This is a genomic window from Dethiosulfatibacter aminovorans DSM 17477, assembly GCF_900142005.1.
GTDB classification, from domain to species: Bacteria; Bacillota; Clostridia; order Tissierellales; family Dethiosulfatibacteraceae; genus Dethiosulfatibacter; species Dethiosulfatibacter aminovorans.
The window spans coordinates 276,677-295,919 of sequence record NZ_FQZL01000006.1 but is presented as its reverse complement, the minus strand read 5'-3'; the positions used below and the strand labels follow the sequence as shown (position 1 = coordinate 295,919).

General features: G+C 39.3%; 17 protein-coding genes. 14 read left to right on the top strand and 3 right to left on the bottom strand.

Features of this window, described 5'->3' with window-relative positions:
- Nucleotides 1–26: 26 nt before the first annotated feature.
- The 3 genes from dxs (at nt 27) to BUB05_RS04895 (ending at nt 3,868) form a co-directional block, all read left to right on the top strand.
- Nucleotides 27–1,886 carry a 1-deoxy-D-xylulose-5-phosphate synthase gene (gene dxs / locus BUB05_RS04905; RefSeq protein ID WP_245819751.1) on the top strand — a complete coding sequence of 620 codons (1,860 nt, stop codon included), beginning with the start codon at nt 27–29 and terminating at the stop codon, nt 1,884–1,886.
- The gene (locus BUB05_RS04900; RefSeq protein ID WP_073048023.1) at nt 1,879–2,391 is read left to right on the top strand and encodes a P-loop NTPase family protein; all 513 of its coding nucleotides are present in this window, start codon (nt 1,879–1,881) and stop codon (nt 2,389–2,391) included. The genes dxs and BUB05_RS04900 overlap by 8 nt, the downstream gene beginning before the upstream one ends.
- 163 nt (nt 2,392–2,554) lie before the next feature.
- Nucleotides 2,555–3,868, top strand: a complete 1,314-nt coding sequence (locus tag BUB05_RS04895) for an aspartate kinase (protein ID WP_073048020.1) — start codon at nt 2,555–2,557, stop codon at nt 3,866–3,868.
- Between the two features lie 188 nt (nt 3,869–4,056).
- Here the strand turns inward: BUB05_RS04895 and BUB05_RS04890 are convergent, their stop codons facing one another.
- The 3 genes from BUB05_RS04890 to upp all read right to left on the bottom strand — a co-directional run bounded on the left by BUB05_RS04890 (nt 4,057) and on the right by upp (nt 8,142).
- Nucleotides 4,057–6,435 carry a homocysteine S-methyltransferase family protein gene (locus BUB05_RS04890; protein ID WP_073048017.1) on the bottom strand — a complete coding sequence of 793 codons (2,379 nt, stop codon included), beginning with the start codon at nt 6,433–6,435 and terminating at the stop codon, nt 4,057–4,059.
- 6 nt (nt 6,436–6,441) lie between these two features.
- On the bottom strand, nt 6,442–7,311 hold the full coding sequence (gene metF, locus BUB05_RS04885) for a methylenetetrahydrofolate reductase [NAD(P)H] (RefSeq protein ID WP_073048014.1): 870 nt from the start codon (nt 7,309–7,311) through the stop codon (nt 6,442–6,444).
- A 198-nt stretch (nt 7,312–7,509) separates the two neighbouring features.
- The gene (gene upp / locus BUB05_RS04880; RefSeq protein ID WP_073048012.1) at nt 7,510–8,142 is read right to left on the bottom strand and encodes a uracil phosphoribosyltransferase; all 633 of its coding nucleotides are present in this window, start codon (nt 8,140–8,142) and stop codon (nt 7,510–7,512) included.
- Nucleotides 8,143–8,250: 108 nt separating this feature from the next.
- On the opposite strand from upp, the gene BUB05_RS04875 reads away from it, so the two are divergent.
- From BUB05_RS04875 to BUB05_RS04825, 11 genes are all read left to right on the top strand, one after another.
- Entirely contained in the window at nt 8,251–9,480 is a 1,230-nt protein-coding gene (locus BUB05_RS04875; RefSeq protein ID WP_073048010.1) for an NAD(P)H-hydrate dehydratase, read from the top strand.
- A gap of 90 nt (nt 9,481–9,570) precedes the next feature.
- Nucleotides 9,571–11,691 (top strand): DUF5693 family protein, encoded by a 2,121-nt coding sequence (locus BUB05_RS04870; RefSeq protein ID WP_073048008.1) that lies wholly within the window; start codon nt 9,571–9,573, stop codon nt 11,689–11,691.
- Nucleotides 11,684–12,727: a polysaccharide pyruvyl transferase CsaB gene (gene csaB, locus BUB05_RS04865; RefSeq protein WP_073048006.1), complete on the top strand. Its 1,044-nt coding sequence runs from the start codon at nt 11,684–11,686 to the stop codon at nt 12,725–12,727. The genes BUB05_RS04870 and csaB overlap by 8 nt, the downstream gene beginning before the upstream one ends.
- A 1-nt stretch (nt 12,728) precedes the next feature.
- Nucleotides 12,729–13,499 (top strand): WecB/TagA/CpsF family glycosyltransferase, encoded by a 771-nt coding sequence (locus BUB05_RS04860; RefSeq protein WP_073048004.1) that lies wholly within the window; start codon nt 12,729–12,731, stop codon nt 13,497–13,499.
- A 62-nt stretch (nt 13,500–13,561) separates the two neighbouring features.
- Nucleotides 13,562–14,248 (top strand): cell division ATP-binding protein FtsE, encoded by a 687-nt coding sequence (gene ftsE, locus BUB05_RS04855; protein ID WP_073048241.1) that lies wholly within the window; start codon nt 13,562–13,564, stop codon nt 14,246–14,248.
- Entirely contained in the window at nt 14,238–15,134 is an 897-nt protein-coding gene (ftsX, locus tag BUB05_RS04850) for a permease-like cell division protein FtsX (RefSeq protein ID WP_073048002.1), read from the top strand. Before ftsE ends, ftsX begins: the two co-directional genes overlap by 11 nt.
- A gap of 9 nt (nt 15,135–15,143) precedes the next feature.
- Nucleotides 15,144–16,271 (top strand): murein hydrolase activator EnvC family protein, encoded by a 1,128-nt coding sequence (locus tag BUB05_RS04845; protein WP_073048000.1) that lies wholly within the window; start codon nt 15,144–15,146, stop codon nt 16,269–16,271.
- A gap of 248 nt (nt 16,272–16,519) precedes the next feature.
- The gene (gene infC / locus BUB05_RS04840; protein ID WP_094762713.1) at nt 16,520–17,077 is read left to right on the top strand and encodes a translation initiation factor IF-3; all 558 of its coding nucleotides are present in this window, start codon (nt 16,520–16,522) and stop codon (nt 17,075–17,077) included.
- 19 nt (nt 17,078–17,096) lie between these two features.
- The gene (gene rpmI, locus BUB05_RS04835; RefSeq protein ID WP_073047998.1) at nt 17,097–17,294 is read left to right on the top strand and encodes a 50S ribosomal protein L35; all 198 of its coding nucleotides are present in this window, start codon (nt 17,097–17,099) and stop codon (nt 17,292–17,294) included.
- A gap of 17 nt (nt 17,295–17,311) precedes the next feature.
- Nucleotides 17,312–17,656 (top strand): 50S ribosomal protein L20, encoded by a 345-nt coding sequence (rplT, locus tag BUB05_RS04830; protein ID WP_073047996.1) that lies wholly within the window; start codon nt 17,312–17,314, stop codon nt 17,654–17,656.
- A gap of 209 nt (nt 17,657–17,865) precedes the next feature.
- Nucleotides 17,866–19,242 (top strand): TrkH family potassium uptake protein, encoded by a 1,377-nt coding sequence (locus BUB05_RS04825; protein ID WP_073047994.1) that lies wholly within the window; start codon nt 17,866–17,868, stop codon nt 19,240–19,242.
- The last annotated feature ends 1 nt before the right edge of the window (nt 19,243 follow it).

Here is a 19,243-nt window from a genome sequence, read left to right as displayed (position 1 = left end):
TTTGAATATAAATAGAGGTAAGGATATTGAATAATTTGTTAGACAGTATAAATGACATAAAAGATATAAAAAAATTGAAAATAAATGAACTGGAAAAGTTGTCCGGTGAAATTAGAGAATTTCTGATAAATACAGTTTCAAAAACCGGAGGACATCTAGCATCCAATCTTGGCGTGGTTGAACTTACCATAGCTCTTCATTATGTATTTGATTCTCCGGAGGATAAGCTTATATGGGATGTAGGCCATCAAAGCTATGTTCACAAGATTTTGACGGGCAGAAAGAAGCAGATGGACACAATAAGACAATTTGGAGGATTGAGCGGATTCCCAAAACGGTCTGAAAGTGAACATGATGTATTCGAAACCGGCCACAGCAGCACATCCATATCGGCTGCACTTGGATTTGTAAATGCCAGGGACATTAAAGGCGAGGACTACAGTGTGGTATCAATCATAGGAGATGGGGCATTGACAGGGGGGATGGCCCTGGAAGCTATTAATAATGCAGGCAGAAAGAAGAGCAATATGATAGTGATACTCAATGACAATGAAATGTCCATTTCCAAGAATGTAGGAAGTATTTCTTCTTATCTTAACAGGGTGAGAACAGGTACGGCGTATTATACCGCCAAAAGGGGAATAGAAACAGCCATATCTAAAATACCCATAGTCGGTAATTCCATGGTCAGGTTTATTAGAAAAACCAAGGAATCTTTAAAAACCTTTCTGGTTAACGGCGGAATGTTGTTTGAGGAATTCGGGTTCAGATATATAGGGCCTATAGACGGGCACAGTATAGATGACCTTATTGATGTTCTGGAAAGGGTGAAAAAAATAGAGGCTCCCGTAATGGTACATGTACATACGAAAAAAGGGAAAGGTTATCTTCCTGCTGAGAAGAAGCCGGATGTTTTTCATGGTGTCGGTAAATTTGATGTAAAGACGGGGAAGAGTTTGGATAAGTCCTCGATATCGTTCTCCAAGGTGTTTGGAAGCAAGATGGTGGAACTGGCGGAAGAAAATAAAAATCTTGTTGCCATAACAGCAGCTATGGCAGGAGGAACCGGTCTTGCTGAATTTGAAAAAAAGTTCCCTAAACGATTCGTTGATGTTGGAATTGCGGAACAGCACGGAGTTACTCTTGCAGCAGGAATGGCAAGCAATGGAATGGTGCCTGTGTTTGCTCTTTATTCTTCGTTTATGCAGAGGGCTTATGATCAGCTTGTTCACGATGTAGCTCTTCAAAACCTGCATGTTGTACTTTGCATTGACAGGGCAGGAATAGTGGGAAGAGACGGAGAAACTCATCAGGGTGTATTTGATTCGGCTTTTTTGTATCAGATACCAAATGTCACTGTTATGTCTCCCGTTGATGCTTCCGACCTGGAAAATATGCTTGAGTGGGCTGTGAATGAAGGAACAGGACCTGTAGTAATAAGGTATCCACGAGGTTATGTTGATTCAAGCCTTCCTGAAAAAAGAGAAGGATTTGGGAATACGGAAATTCTAAAGGAAGGTAAGGATATCACCCTTGTTTCATTTGGAAAACTGGTACATGATGCAATGAGGGCTTCTGAGATGCTTGGAAAAGAGGGGATCGAGGCAGGGGTAGTGGCCTTGAAGACAATCAAGCCAATAAGCAGGGAGCTGATAATTGAAGAAGGGCAAAAGACAGGGAAAATACTGTTTGTTGATGAAACCGTAAAATATGGTTCTGTTGGAAGGCTCCTTTATGATTTTCTTCCCGATGGTGTCGAATTGAGGCTGCATACCCTTCCGGACGATTTTATAGAACACGGCAGCGTAGAGGAGCTGTTTGCCAAATATAAGCTTGACGGTGAAGGAATTTCCGAAATTGTACTCAAGTGGTTAAGAAATGGATAGAATTCTTGTACTTGGTCCTTGTGGAGCGGGAAAGTCACATCTTGGCGATAAACTGGGAAGAAAGCTAAAGCTTCCGGTATATCATCTGGACTCAATATTCTGGAATCCAGGATGGGTTGAGTCCGACGGCGATGAGTTCCTTAAAGCAATCAATGAAATAGTTGCAAGGGGAAAGTGGATAATAGATGGAAATTACACGAATTACTGGGGGAACCGTCTGGACAGATGTGACGCTATAATCCTTCTTGATTATAGTAGACGGGTATGTTTTTATAGAACGGTTATGAGAATATTGAGGGGATATAATAAGGTAAGGTCGGATATGGCAGAGGGGTGCCCGGAAAGGTTCGACTGGGAGTTTTTAAAATATTCCTGGAATTTCCGAAAGGATAAAATGTACAATTTATATGAAGTGTTGGAGAAGTATAAAGGGGAAAAGAAGATTTATGTTTTTCGTAAACCTTCTGACCTTGAAGTTTTTATAAGGACGAAAAGTGGGAAATAGAGATTGAAAACCTTGTAAAATGAACGCTTTTGTTAACAGAAGGCAGGAGTATAAATTTCTTCCTGATTTTGTTAAAAAAGTGTTTATTTTTGTTAACATATAGTGTATAGTATATACTATGAGTTTATTGAAGGAACACAGGTGTGTTTGAGGAGGAAACAAAATGTTGAAAGTAGCAAAATTTGGTGGATCATCGTCAGCAAGCGGCGAACAGTTGAAAAAAGTAGCAGATATAATAAAATCTGATTTAGATAAAAAGTATATTGTTGTGTCGGCACCGGGAAAAAGATTTGGAGAAGACAATAAGATTACAGATCTTCTTTATTTATGTCATGCACATATAACATATTCGGTACCTTTTGACCAGGTTTATAAAATGATAGTTGACAGATATTCTGAAATTGTTAAGGACCTAGGTATAGAATTTGATCTTGATGGCGAGCTGAATGAGATTAAAGAAAAACTTGGAAAGAATATTTCAGTCGACTATCTTGTCAGCAGGGGAGAATATCTTAATGCAAAAATTCTGGCTAAATATCTTGGATATAAATTTGTAGATGCAAAGGATATTGTATTCTTCAAGATGGATGGAACTCTTGATGAAGAAAAAACAAGTGTTGTTATGAGAAAGGTGTTGAACCAGGCCGGGAATGCGGTGATTCCAGGATTTTATGGTACTGGAGCACTTGGGGATATCAAGACTTTCTCAAGAGGCGGGTCCGATATTACAGGAGCAATAGTATCAATGGTGATGGATGCTGATGTTTATGAAAACTGGACGGATGTTTCCGGATTCATGATGGCGGATCCCAGGATTATTGACAATCCAAAGAGGATCAGAAGCATTACATACAGGGAACTCAGGGAATTGTCATATATGGGAGCCAAGGTGCTTCATGATGAGGCGATTTATCCTGTCAGGAATGCCAACATACCTATAAACATAAAAAACACAAACAATCCTGAGGATCCTGGAACGATGATAATCAATGAAAGAGAGAAGCTGGATACGGATTTGCCTATAACAGGTATTGCAGGCAGAAAGGATTTTACGGTTATTGGGCTTCAGAAATTCTACATGAATTCAGAGGTTGGATTTGTAAGGAAACTATTGTCCACGCTTGAAATGTTCGACATCACTTTTGAACATATTCCTTCGGGAATAGATACGGTGTCGATTGTAATAGACAATGAAAATCTAAATGGAAAATTGGAGAAGCTTCTCAGTGAAATAGAAAGAGTCTGCAAGCCGGATGCGCTGAATGTATACAAAAACATTGCCTTGCTTGCGGTAGTTGGTCAAAACATGGCTTTTACAACAGGTGTATCGGCTAAGATTTTCAATTCTCTTGGTGAAAATGATATAAACATCAGAATGATAGACCAGGGTTCAAGTGAAATGAACATAATTGTAGGTGTTGCCGAGAAAGATTTTGAAAAGGCAATCAAGTCAATATACGCAGCTTTCAACAAGTAATTAAATATCTATTATCTATAATAATGGGCTATTCATGGCTGGAGGATAATTCCAGCCGTGAATAGCCTTTTTGACAGTTTAAGCAGGTTGAAATGTATGACAAGAATACAACGGCTTCGCTATGTTAAATGCGCAAGCTATAAAAAAACGCCTTCTTTTTACAGAAGGCATTTAATCATTCTAATGTATTATTGTTCTGAATAAAACTGTTTAACCAGTGCTACGGCAGCAAGGGCATCCTTTCCATAGAAATTGGCATTGATTTCCCTGGAATACTCTTCTGTCAACACTGCTCCGCCTACCATTATTTTGGCATCCGGTATATCCCTGTTTATAGCCTCGATAGTCTTTTTCATATTGGCCACCGTTGTAGTCATTAAGGCGCTGAGACCTACCAGCTTTATGTTTTCTTCCTTTGCAACCTTTACTACATCCGCTATTGGGACATCCTTGCCCAGGTCGACTACATCGAAGCCATAGTTGTCCAGCAGCATCTTAACTATGCCTTTGCCTATATCGTGTACATCGCCCTGTACAGTTGCCAGGATGACTCTTTTATTTCTGTCTACTGTTGCATTTGTTTTGCTGCTTTCCTTTATTATCTTGAATATGTTTTGAACGGTTTCAGCAGAAAGCAGAAGCTGGGGAAGGAATATTTCACCTGTTTCATATTTCGATCCAACTTTATCAAGGGCAGGCGCAATGTATTCATTTATTATTTCTATACTTGTCTTTTTCTCAAGCAATTCCTTTGTGATTTCTGCAGCTTTAACTTTCAATGCATTTATTATTGCATGGTCCAGGGTCATTTCAGATTCGGGAATCGGCTTTTCTGCTGTTTCCTTGGTTGTTCTTGAAGTGTCCTTGTAGAATTCTATATAGTCTGCTGAGTCCCTGTCGATATTTTTCAGCACCTTGAAAGCCCTTATTGCATCCATTGAGCTTTCTGATGCCGGATTCATGATTGGTGCATCAAGACCCATTGCAAGGGCGCTGGTAAGGAATGCAGTTGTAAGGAGGTCCCTTTCAGGCAGTCCGAAGGAAACATTGCTGACTCCAAGGCAGGTTTTGGCGCCGATTTCTTTTTTTACCCTGGAAAGGGCGACCAGGGTGTCAAAAACATCCTCTTGCTGTGCAGATGCCGTAAGCGTGAGGCAGTCTATGAAAATATCCTTTCTTTCGATGCCGTATTTTTCCGCTTCTTCAACTATCTTTTTTGCTATGTCAAATCTTTCACTGCTTTTACCCGGTATTCCATCATCGTCCATTGTCAGACCTACAACGCAGCATCCGTATTTTTGAATCAGGGGAAGTATGTTTTCCAGGGATTCCTGTTTGCCGTTTACAGAATTGACCATTGCTTTTCCGTTGTATTTTCTAAGAGCGTTTTCTATTGCATCGTAGTCGGAGCTGTCTATCTGGAGGGGAAGTGTTGAGTGCTTGGACACTTCCATGATTACATCCTCCATTGTCTTGGATTCATCGATGCCCGGTACTCCAACATTGATGTCCAGTATGTCCGCTCCTTCCTTTTCCTGTTTCTTGGCCAGCCCTGCAATATATTCAAGGTCATGGTTTTTAATTGCTTCCTTGAGTTTTTTCTTTCCAGTGGGATTTATTCTTTCTCCGATTATTGCAATGCCGTCAACTACGATGGTTTTTGTAGACGAAGATACAAAGGTATAATCCTTCTTTACAACCTCAGTCGGGGAGAAGTCTTTAATGTTGTCCTTGAAAGCCCTTATATGGTCAGGAGTAGTGCCGCAGCATCCGCCCAGAACATTGACGCCAAGGTCCTTGATCCTGGCCATTGTCGATGCGTATTCTTCGGGACCAAGGTCGAATACGGTCACGCCATCAATCATTTTGGGAAGTCCTGCATTCGGTTGCACAATTATATTTTTGGAAGAATATTTTACCATTTCCTCTATGAAGGGAATCATTTCATCAGGTCCAAAAGAACAGTTCAATCCTATTACATCTGTCCCTAGAGATTCCAATATTGAAACTATGGTAACTATATCTGTTCCTGTAAGCGTTCTTCCGTTTTCCTGCAGGGTCATGCTGCATATAACAGGAAGGTCCGAGTTTTCCTTGGCGGCCAGGACGGCGGCTTTTGCCTCGTAAATGTCTGTCATCGTTTCTATAAGAACCAAATCGCAGCCGGCATCTCTGCCTGCAATAATCTGCTCCTTGAATATGCCATAGGCAAAATCAAAGTCGTATTTGGTATCGTTATTTATAAGCACGCCTATTGGACCTATATCAAGTGCGCAATAGGCATTGGTGGATTCTTTCACGTTCTTGATTCCCCTGGATACAACTTCCTCGACGCTGTATCCTGATTTTTCAAGCTTGTATCCGTTTGCGCCAAAAGTATTTGATGTGATTATATTGGAACCTGCCTTTTCATAGTCTCTGTGTATGGACTTTATAAGGTCCGGCTGAGTTATGTTCAAGAGTTCGGGATTGATTCCGGGGTCTTCAAATCTTTTTTGTATTTCCGTACCCATGGCTCCATCTAGAATCATTATTTTTTCATTTAAATCTTTAATAAAGTTTTTCATATATACCTACCAATTCATGTTTTTAAATATTTTTTTCGCTACTTCGGGTTTGTTCATCACATAAAGATGGAATCCGTCTACTCCAAATTCATTCAACTCTTCCATTTGTCTGCAGGCATATTCTATTCCTGCCTCCATCATTGATTTGTTGTCGTTTTCATACTTTTTCAGCAAGGTATCGAGCTTGGCTGGAATTGAAGCACCGCTCAAGGTGGTGATTCTTTTTATTTGCTTCGCATTTGTAACAGGCAATATACCCATTGTAATTGGTACTGATAGATTTTTTTTAGAAAGCTTATCCTTGAAGGTATAATATTTTTCGTTGTCAAAGAATAATTGGGTTATGAGAAAGTCTGCACCCATTTCCACTTTTTTGCATAGATTGTCGATATCCTTGTCAAGGGAATCGCAATCCATATGACCTTCCGGATAGCAGGCTGCGGCTGCTGAAATATCATACTTGCTTGATTTTATATACTTGATAAGGTCAGATGCATACTGGAAATGTAGAGGGTCGGGAAATTTAAAGTTTGGGTCCGTTGGAAGGTCTCCTCTTAAAGCCAGGACGTTTCTAAGCTTCTTTTCTTCTATGGACCTTAAAATTTCATCTATCTTGTCCTTTGTTGAAGTTATGCAGGTGAGATGAGGCATGGCTTCGATCGTATATTTTTCCTTTATATACTGAGCTATATCTATTGTATAGTTGCTGTTTGCATTTCCTGAAGCTCCGTAAGTTACAGAAATAAAATCGGGTCTGAACAGGGCTAGTTCGTCTATTACATCAAGAAGCTGTTTCAGGGTCATGGTTTTATTTGGAGGGAAAATTTCAAAGGATATTACCTTGTCTTTTTTGTTGAATTTCTCTATTATGTTCATTTTTACCACCTCTAAAATATTTATCATTATATTATAATAAATAATTACATTAATTTAAAGAAAATTAATAAATTTATAACATATTTTCGAGCTTATGTCAAAAAAATGCAGTGCTAATATTTGTGGTGTGTATGGATTGATTAAATAAAAAAATATAGGATATCGATTCATACCGATCATCCTATATTTGTTTCTTGCTTATTTCGTACCGAACAGCCTGTCTCCTGCATCTCCAAGTCCCGGTACTATGTAGGACTTTTCGTTAAGACCTTCGTCTATCGAGATTGTATATATTTCTATGTCGGGGTGGTATTTTAGAACTTCGTTTATACCTGTTTCAGTTGCCACAAGAATCATTGCCTTGATATTTACTGCACCTCTGTTTTTGAGCATTGTAATTGCATCTCTCAGTGAGCCTCCGGTAGCAAGCATGGGGTCTGTTACAATTACAAGTCTTTTAGAAATGTCAGAAGGCAGCTTGCAGTAATATTCTATAGGTTCAATTGTTTCTTCGTTTCTATATAGACCGATATGTCCAACCTTTGCATTGGGAATAAGGCTCAGCATTCCTTCAACCATTCCCATTCCCGCTCTCATTATAGGAACGATTGCTACATCAAGACCGCTTAGGCATTTTCCAACAGTCTTGCAGATTGGAGTTTCAATTTCAACATCTTCAACAGGGAGGTTTCTGGTAACTTCAAATGCCATAAGCATGGAAAGTTCGTTAACAAGTTCTCTAAAATCCTTTGATGATGTATTTTTGTCTCTTAACATTGTCAATTTATGCTGGATCAATGGATGTTTAATCAGCGTTACATTCTCTTTCATTTTGCACCTCTCATTTTTACTAATATATATTATATACACTGACTGAATAATGTCAATTGAATGTTTACATTTTATTTCATTAATTATATAATTTTCTTGGTGATGATAATGATAAGCAATGGAATAGACATAGTAGAAGTGAAAAGGATAGAGAAACTGATAAAAAAAGAGAAATTCTTAAAACGGATTTATTCGGAATCTGAATTGGAATATCTTGAATCAAGAAAATTCAAGGCAACAACGGCTGCCGGCATATTTTCAGCCAAGGAAGCTGTAAGTAAATGCATAGGGACGGGAATAGCCGGATTCAACTGGGATGAGATTGTAATAAGCAGTGATGAATTTGGGAAACCCCATGTGGAACTTCTTGGAAAGGCTCTTTTAATGGCGGAAGAAATGGGCATATCAGATATTGAAGTATCAATAACCCACAGTGACGAATATGCTGCTGCATCAGCCATTGGCCAGATGAAGAAAAATTGGGCGAGCATTCCCGAACCGCCGGTGAAGATATTGAAAAGAAAGAAGGACACCCATAAAGGCGATTATGGAAGGATCGGAGTATTGGGAGGAAAGAAGGGAATGAGTGGAGCCGTATATATGGCGGGCCAGTCTGCATTGAAATCCGGCAGCGGTCTTGTACATGTCCTTGCTCCTGAGGTGTTGCATAACATACTTGCTGTTAAGTTCAACGAAGTTATCATAGAAGAACTTGATTTCAGCAAGGATTTTCTTTCTTGTGATGATTATAAGAATATTGAAAAAAAGATTTCGGAATATGATTCTCTTTGCATCGGTCCTGGAATTGGAAGGGATGAATCTACAGTGAAACTGATATGTGAAGTGATAAAAATGACCGATGTACCCATTGTACTTGATGCCGACGGATTGAATTGTATATCGGAAAATCTTGAGGTTCTGGAAAGCAGGAATGGAGATATCATTGTAACGCCTCATCCGGGAGAAATGTCAAGACTGACTGGATACAGTATAAGTCATATTAATGAAAACAGAGTGGAGGTAGCAAGGGAATTTTCTTTAAAATACGGAGCGGTGACTGTATTGAAGGGGCATAATACTGTCGTTGCAAACGGAGATGATGTTTACATCAATAAAACGGGTAATCCTGGCATGGCAACGGCCGGCAGCGGAGATGTCCTTACTGGGATAATCGGGTCCCTGGTGGGGCAGGGTTTTGGATTGATGGATTCAGCAAAACTCGGTGTGTATCTCCATGGATTGGCAGGCGATATGGCAAAGAAGAAGTACGGCGAATATGGATTGACAGCTATGAATATTATAGAGTATATACCTGATGCCTTTGCTGCAGCATATTGAATAAGCAATAAAATTTCACATATTTACATAGAAAGATGGTTGCAATTCTGATATAATTGTTTAGCACATTTTAGATATAGGAGCAGAATGATGAAATTAAAGAATATATTGGTATTGATGGTTGTTGTAAGCTTGTTGTTTTCCTTTGGTGCCTTGCATGAAAGGTTCAATATAGAAAAGGGGCTGAAAGAGTATAATTACATACTTGACCTTGATGAGATGGAAAAACTGGCTGATGATTCAGACAAGAGTCTGGAGTACTGGCTTGGCTTTTTCAAGGGCCTGGGAGCGGGATATGTTTCCCTCAATGAAGAAACACTGTATTCCATGATTGAAGATGGAAAAAGTTTGTCTGTCGATATAGTTGGAGACTTGGAAAAAGAATATGAAAAATACAGCAGTCTTCCCGAATCCATAAAGAATGATATGAAAGACGGCAATGTCGACAAGTTTGACCTGATAGTGAAAATCCATGACAGTGAAACTTTTGATTTTGTGTGCAATGGTCTGAAAAACAGATATGACGAAGATTTCTATAGGGTTTATGAGGAAGAGAATAATTATGTAGTTTTGGACGGGTCATATGAGGATATGATCTATACCGATGCTGTAAAATACCTTGATATTGATGGTACTGGAATAATAAATGTCAACAATCCCGTTTCATCAAAACTTCTTCTTATTGGTATAGGCTATGACATGGAAAAGTATTCGCTTTTGGAAGCCAGCGGGTTGAAAATTCTTTTCAGACCTATAAACTACAGCAGGTATTCAGATAAGATTGTTGACAATTTCATTGATTCAATAAATACGTTGAATCCTGAACAGAGGTATGTACTTTTTTATGGCAAGGAAGTTGCGGGATATCCTTCGGGCATGGGTAAATTATCTCAATATATGAGGGATAAGGGCATTGTTCCTGTCATGATAGAAAGCGGCGAGCAGAGGGAACATCTGGTTCAAAGCGGTCTGGACAGTCTTGTGGAGTCTCTTGACTATTCTGCAATCAGGGCATTTACAATGTGGGATTTTATAAGGGAAAGAATAGGCTACTATAATTATGCCGGAGCCGAGGAAATAGAAAATTCATTGTACAGGGCCATAACGGAAAGAAATATCAGATTCATATATTTTAAGCCTTACATGGATGGAGATTTGAATTATTCCGACAATGAACAACTATATGTGGATTCCTTTGCAAGCCTTGAAGAAAGGCTTCAAGCCCATGGAATAATACTGGGAGAACCATCGGATATGGGAAATACAAGCAATTCAATAGTTGATACTTTTATTATGAGTCTTGGAATTGTAGCTATAGGCATATATCTGATCAATGGATTGGTGTCAATGAGAAGCAAGACAAATATTGCACTTGCGGCTGCAGCCGTATCATTGTTCGGATTGTTGACTTATTTAAAACCGGACCTTGCAAAGGTTACATTTGCATTGCTTGGTGCTGTCTGTTTTTCTTCGCTGGCAGCATATGTCCTTGCAAGGGAAGGAATGAAAATTGGAAATGGGGACCTTGGAATTTTTGGATGCATGTCAAAGGCTGCAAGAATTCTTGTCGTGTGTACAGCAATAGCACTCATGGGTGGATTATATTCCACATCGTTTCTGTCGGAAACCAAATTCATGCTTGAAATGGATATCTTCAGAGGTGTGAAAATCAGTCAGATCATTCCTATTGCTGCAATGATTGTGTTTTATCTGGAAATCATCTACAAGGATAAGGATGACAGTATAATCAAGATGGCGAAAAGAGTTATGATGAGTGACATCAAGATCATATATGTTGTCATTGGTCTTGTGCTGGCATATGTCGGATATATATATATATCCAGAACAGGTCATGAAACCAGCGTACAGCCCTCCGATATTGAAATGATATCAAGGAATTTCCTTGAAAGGGTGCTTCCGGCCAGACCGAGGACAAAGGAATTCCTTATAGCCTTTCCGGCTTTGTATGCCATGGTTTATTTCTTGAACAAGGGCTTCAAAATATTGGGAGGAATCATGTCTGTTGGAGCTGTAATAGGACTTGCGTCAATAGTCAATACTTTCAGCCACATAAGAAGTCCTCTTTATCTTTCCGTAGTTAGAAGCGGATTCTCACTGGCATTTGGAATCGTTTTGGGATGTGTTGCTCTTGTAGTAATAGACATGGCCTATAAAACATTCTGCAGGTATAAGGAGTCACTGGATGCGTAAAATTTTACTTGCAGGTTATTACGGATTGAACAATATTGGCGATGAGGCAATACTTGAAAAGTTTATAGAAATGATAAGGGGGAATTCAGCAGATGCGGAGATAAGCGTTTTATCTGGCAAGCCTGAATATACGGAAAAGACGTTTGATGTGAGCTCGGTAGACAGGAAGGACTTTTTCAAGGTGAACAAGGCTATAGCGGACAATGACATTGTAGTATTCGGTGGAGGCAGTCTTCTTCAGGATGTTACGAGCAAAAAGAGTATTTACTATTATCTTTATCTGATTTTTGTTTCAGAGCTTTTAAAAAAGAAGGTTATTTTGCTGAGTCAGGGAATAGGACCCATTGAAGGCAAATTCAACAGGTGGATGACGGCAAGACTGCTAAACAGAGCGGACAGGATAACGGTCAGGGATGCCAATTCCTTCAATGTATTGAAGGAACTTGGTGTAAAAGAAGATAAGACAGGTTTTTCTGCGGATCCCGTAATAGACTACGGACCGGATATCAAGTATGAAAAAATGGATAAGACCCTTGTGGGAATATCGGTCAGGAAATGGAAGGACACCGATGTGGTTTCGCCTGTTGTGGAGATAATCGAGAAGCTCCATGAAAAAGGTATAGAGGTTGTGCTTATACCTTTTCATTTTGATGAAGATATTGAATTGATTGAAGAAATTGAGGCAAGAACAGATGTTGAACTGGGAACAGTGAAGGACAAAATGACGTCAAAGGAATTATATGGGCTCATAGGAAGGTTAAGTCTGCTTCTGGGCGCCAGACTTCATTCCTTGATATTTGCCGTTTCATCATTTGTCAGGATATCCGCCATATCCTATGATCCAAAGGTTGAATACTTTATGAAAAGTCTGGGTATGAAATCAACATGCAGCATAGAAAACATAGACCCAGACAAGGTGTGCGGTGACATTTTTGAAAAACTTGAAGGCAATATAGAATATATTGGGAAAAGGAACGAGCTTGTGAATACGCTGGAAGAGAATAAAAAAATTATAAAGGAATTGCTTGAGGAATAGTATGAATAAGATTTCTATAATGGATGTAAGCATCAATAATGTTACAAAAGCAGAGGCTGGGGAAAAAATAAGGAATCGCCTTGAAAAGGGAGGCGATGGAATATTTACAATTTTCACACCAAACACTGAGATTGTAATGCTTTGCAACGATGACAGCGAATTGAAAAGAATCATCAACAAGGGCAGCATGGTTCTTCCCGATGGAATAGGTTTAATCTATGCTTCCAGAATCAAGAGGCTTCCCCTTAAGGAAAGAGTGACCGGTTTCGATACTTCAGTGGAGATATTGACTATTGCAGCTGAAAAGGGATACAAGGTATTCCTGCTCGGAGGTGCTCCCGGAGTTGCTGAAAAGGCTTCTGCAAACATCAGGAAAAAGTTTGGTGACATAATATGCGGATACCAGCATGGATATTTCAAGGGGCAGCATATAGGGCATGCAGACCACCAAGAGGAAAGAGCTATAATAAATAGAATAAATGATTTAAAGCCGGATATTGTATTCGTAGGACTTGGTTCTCCCAAACAGGAAAAATGGATTGATTATCATGGTAACAACTTGAATGCTAATCTTGTCATCGGCAACGGCGGCACTATAGATGTCCTGTCTGGAAATGTGAAGAGGGCTCCTCAGTTTTACCAGAATCTGGGTCTTGAATGGCTTTACAGGCTTGTATCGGATCCTAAGAGGATAAAAAGGCAGATTTTACTGCCTGTTTTCATGCTGAAAATACTTTTTGGACCAAAAGATATTGTAAAAAGCAATAATTGATTTGAAAAATTGCAAAAAGTCTGTAAAATATAAGGGAGTAAAGAAAATGGAGAATTATAATGATGCTAGAATTTGAAAATGTAACGAAAGTATACAAGGATAAGTTTACAGCTGTTCAAAATATCGATTTGAAAATCGAAAAAGGCAGCTTTTCATTTATAGTAGGGAAAAGCGGTGCAGGCAAATCCACCTTGATAAAGCTATTAATAAAGGAAATCAATCCATCTGAGGGTAGATTATTCTTCGATGGTGAGGATATAACCTATTTGAGCAGCAGGAAGGTTCCGATACACAGAAGAAAAATCGGTGTTATATTTCAGGATTTCAGGCTTCTCAACAGGAAAACCGTCTATGAAAACATTGCTTTTGCAATGGAAATGGTGGGGCATTCGCCAAAGGTTATTAGAAGAGAGGTGCCAACGGTATTAAGCATGGTGGGCCTCAGCGACAAGGCCAACAACTTTCCCAATGAGCTGGCGGGAGGGGAACAGCAGAGGATAGCCATTGCAAGGGCTGTAGTCAACAAGCCTGAGTTGATTATTGCAGATGAGCCTACAGGCAACCTGGACCCTGAAACAACATATGAAATAATGAAGATATTCACTGAAATAAATAGGAGAGGTACGACTCTCATTATGGCTACTCATGACAGAATGATAGTGGATGCCATGAAAAAAAGGGTTATTGAACTGAAAAACGGGAAAATAATAAGAGATACTCAAGAGGGGGAATATTATAATGTCTATTAGAATCCTTAAGCATACATTCAGACAGGGATTTCAGGGAATATTCAGAAATAGAACCATGAGTATTGCGTCCGTAGGTTCCATAACGGCAGTTCTTGTAATACTTGGACTGGTCCTTATGCTGATATTGAATGTAAATGCACTGTCCCTGTCAACAAAGGAAAAATTTGATGAAATCTATGTTTACCTTGATGACAACATATCGAATGACAGAATAAGGGAAATAGGGGAAGAAATAAATGATATCGAAGGTACCATGACTACTGTATTCCAGTCCAAGGAATATGCCTTGGAGAATATGAAGGAGGACTTCGGTGATGATGCATACCTTCTCGATGGATTGGCAAACAATCCTCTTCCAAACACCTATGTGGTTCAGCTCAAAGATGTTTCATATTCTAAATCCGTAGTGAATAAGATTGAAAAGACTGATGGAATTGAAGAAGTAAGGTATTACAACGACCTTGTTGAAAAGCTTGTTAATATGGCTGAATTTATTAAGACTTCAGGCATGGTTCTGATAGTGATACTTCTTCTTGTCAGTGTATTTATCATCCAGAATACGATTAAGATTACAGTAGCTTCCAGAAAAAGGGAAATTGAACTCATGCAGTATATTGGTGCATCAAACGGATTCGTAAGGGGACCTTTTCTCCTGGAAGGGATTATCCTGGGGTTGCTTGGAGCAATATTGTCCATTATCATTGTATTGAACGGATACGACTATATGGTGTCGCTGGCCAATGAAAAGTTCTTCGCAATGCTGTCTGTTAATCTTATACCGGCAAACTTGATTTCATTTGACCTGCTTATAATTTTTATCACCATCGGTGTTGGAATCGGAATACTGGGAAGCATAGTTTCCCTTAAGAAATTCTTGAGTGTCTAGGAGGGCGGAATGATAAGAAAAGTTTTTATTCTCTTTGCTGTTGTTGCGTTGGTATTTGCCGCTGTGCCGGCCGAGGCATCCAGTATCAGCGATTTGCAAAATGAACTTAAGAATACTGAAAATAAGATTGACAGTATTACAGACAAGCTTAAGGAAGTGAAATCTGAAAAATACGGCGTTGAAAAACAGATTGAAGAGCTTGACGGCCAGATACGTTCGTTGGTATCTGAAGAGGACAGCCTCAATGACGTAGTCACGGTACTTGAAAATAACATTGCTGCAAAAGAAGCTGAAATAGAACAGATCAAGGATGATATTTCGTCAAATACGGAACTTCTGGAGGACAGACTAAGGGCCATGTACAAGAATGGTGCGGTAGGATATCTCGAGGTTCTTTTCAATGCGGATGATGTTGTGGATTTTATGACCAGGGCTGACATGGTGCAGAGAGTTGTAAACAGCGATGTTGAAATTCTGGAAAATCTTGAAAGCCAGCAAACGGAACTTGAAATAGCGAAGCTTGAGCTTAAGTCGGAGCAGAACAATTACTATATGGCACTTGAGGATGTTCAGAGCAAGAGAAATGATGTTGAAATTGCAAGCCGTGCCAAGGAAACCTATATGTCAAGCCTTGAGGACAATATAGAAGAGCTTAAAAGAGAAGAACAGAAACTCCTTGACGCTTCCAGTGAAATTGAAAATAAAATCAAGCAGAAACAGCTTGAAATGAAATATGCCGGAGGAGAAATGGCTTGGCCTGCTCCTGGGTATTACAGAATCACTTCTCCCTATGGGATGAGACCGCACCCTCTTTATGGATACTGGAGCATGCATACGGGAGTTGATGTAGGCGTGCCTATGCGGTCTAATATTGTGGCGCCAAACTCTGGAGTTGTAACCTATGCGGGATGGTATGGGGCATATGGCAATATAGTCCTTATAGACCACGGAGGCGGCATATCCACTTTGATGGCGCACAACACATCTGTTTTGGTGACGGAAGGGCAGAGTGTAACAAAGGGTCAGATTGTGTCCTATTCGGGAACTACGGGAATGTCAACGGGGCCTCACCTTCATTTTGAAGTAAGGGTGAACGGTTCTCATACCAATCCTTTAGATTATTATTCAGGTTTTTAAATTGTTGATTTTCCCGGGTGAAAAGCCCGGGAAAGTTATTTTGTCAATTATTTTGGGAATTATTTATAAATTGTCTTGACATTGAGACGGCAATTAACTATAATAGACAAGAACAAAGTAGAGGTATCCGCTTCTCACCTTACGGCGCATTTGTGCAGCCAGTATGGTTAATATTTTTGGTTTTTTCTGAAGATAGCGGATTAGTGCTGTCTTTTTTTATTTGCCGGTCGGAATGGTTCAACTGACCGATGATTCGAAGGATTCGATGTCCTGAGGATTTAATTTTAGGAGGTGTAATTATTAAAGAACTTGATATTAATAATCAAATCAGGGATAGAGAAATCAGAGTAATAGATTCAGACGGCAGCCCCCTTGGAATACTCGATACAAGAGAAGCCATGAGGCTTGCTGAAGAAAGAAAACTTGATTTGGTAAAAGTGTCACCAAATGCTAAACCGCCTGTATGCAAGATTATGGATTACGGGAAATACAAATATGATACAACGAAAAAAGAAAAAGAATCCAGGAAGAAGCAAAAGGTTATCAATGTTAAGGAAATAAGAATGACCCCTACTATTGATGAGCATGATTTGCAGGTAAAGATTAAAAATGCTAATAAATTCCTGGCAAAAGGTGATAGGGTCAAGGTTGTTGTAAGATTCAGAGGAAGACAATTAGGGCACACGGAAATTGGTAGAGAAGTATTGATGAAATTCATTGAAGCAACTTCTGAATTCTCGGTAGTAGACAAAAGACCGAAAATGGAAGGGCGTCAAATGGTTATGTTCTTAAATTCAAAAAATTAATATTAGGAGGAGGATTGACATGCCTAAAATTAAGACTAATAGATCAGCCGCTAAAAGATTCAATAAAACTGGTAGCGGAAAAATTAAAAGAGCGAAAGCTAACAAGAACCACTTTACAGGAAAGAAGGCAGCAAAGAAGATAAGAAATCTTAGACAATCAGCTTTGGTTTCTGATGGCGATTTTGAAAGAGTAAGTAAATTAATACCGTATAAGTAACGAATTGGGAGGTTATCATGGCTAGAGTAAAAAAAGCGTTAAACGCTAAAAAGAAGCACAAGAAGATTCTTAAGCTTGCGAAAGGATATTACGGAGCTAAGAGTACTCAATATAGAACTGCAAATCAGGCAGTAATGAAGTCGCTTTCTTATGCATATGTAGGAAGAAAGTTGAGAAAAAGAGAATTCAGACAATTGTGGATTACAAGAATCAACGCTGCTGCTAGAATGAATGGAATGTCTTACAGCAGATTCATCAATGGTCTTAAGACTCAAAACATTGAAATAAACAGAAAGATGCTTGCTGAAATGGCTGTAAATGATGCAGAAGGATTCAAGCAACTTGTAGATTCTGTTAAATAGTAAGTTAAGAAAATAACCGCAGGTCATGCGGTTATTTTTTTCATGTACATGACGTTCTAGATGATTCCGGTTTCTGGGAATTATCACTCGCTTGAACGTCGGATAATTCGAAGGGAAGAAAGTTGCTCAATATCCGGAGAATTTTATTGCTTTAAAAAACAGTGTCTAAGTGCTATAATGTAAAAATGAACTATTAGTAGGTGATTGACATGGAAAATAATGAAAATAATGGTAACAATGGCAACAATTATTCGAATCTGAAGCTGCATCCATCGCATTTTTTAATACTTTGGTTTGCGATACTTATATTTGTAGGAGCCACCCTTCTCAATCTGCCCTTTGCATCGGCGGATGGAAGGAGTATAGGATTTATTGATGCATTGTTCACTGCTGCATCAGCTGTTTGTGTAACAGGACTTGTTGTGGTGAATACTGCCGCTCATTGGACCATATTCGGAAAGCTTGTTATTCTAATGCTGATTCAGGTAGGCGGTCTTGGTATAATGACCATGGCAACCCTCATAGCATTTCTTCTTGGAAAAAAGATAACCCTCAAGGATCGACTTCTTATGCAGGAGGAGATGAACACGTCTACAATACAGGGAGTTGTTCTATTAACAAGAAGGATTCTTTTTCTGACTATTGGAGTAGAGCTTATTGGTGCAATATTTCTGTCGGTGGCTTTCGTAAAGGACTACGGAACTGCCAGGGGAATCTGGTTTGCAATATTCCATTCGGTATCTGCCTTCTGTAATGCAGGTTTTGATATTACAGGAAACAGTCTGGTTGACTATGTAGACAGTCCAATCATAAATCTTACAGTAGTTGGACTTGTAGTAATAGGCGGACTTGGATTTTATGCAATAATGGATATTGTACAGAAGAAAAAATTTAAAAGCTATATGCTTCATACAAAGCTGGTCCTTATTATTTCTGCATCCCTGCTGGTGTTTGGATTTGTAACAATATTTGCCTTTGAATACAATAATCCGGCAACTATGGGCAATCTTGGAATCAAAGGGAAAATATTGAGTTCCCTGTTTCATTCAATGACTCCAAGAACTGCAGGTTTCAACACTTTGGACACTGGAGCAATGACAATGCCGTCGACTTTTCTCACCATTTTATTGATGTTTGTTGGAGGGTCTCCTGGTTCTACAGCAGGAGGTGTAAAGACCACAACAGTTGGAATAGTGGTGATAGCAATATTCAGGCTGATAAAGGGAAATGAAGATGTTGAAGTCTTGTGGAAGAGGATTCCTATAAAGTTGATACTTAGAGCCATTGCTGTAATAGGAATTGCCTTTATGATTATTGCGATTTCCACATTGATTCTATTGGTCAGTGAAAAGAATCTTGGAGCATCATTTATGGATATGCTTTTTGAGGTTGTATCGGCTTTTGGAACCGTAGGACTCAGTAGAGGGCTGACGCCGCAGCTTTCAGATATAGGCAGGCTTGTTATTACCCTTACAATGTTTGTTGGAAGGCTTGGACCGCTGACCTTGGCATTTGGAATAGCACAGAGACAAAAGGAAAACAAGGGATATTACAGATACCCTGAAGGGAAAATATTAGTTGGATAGG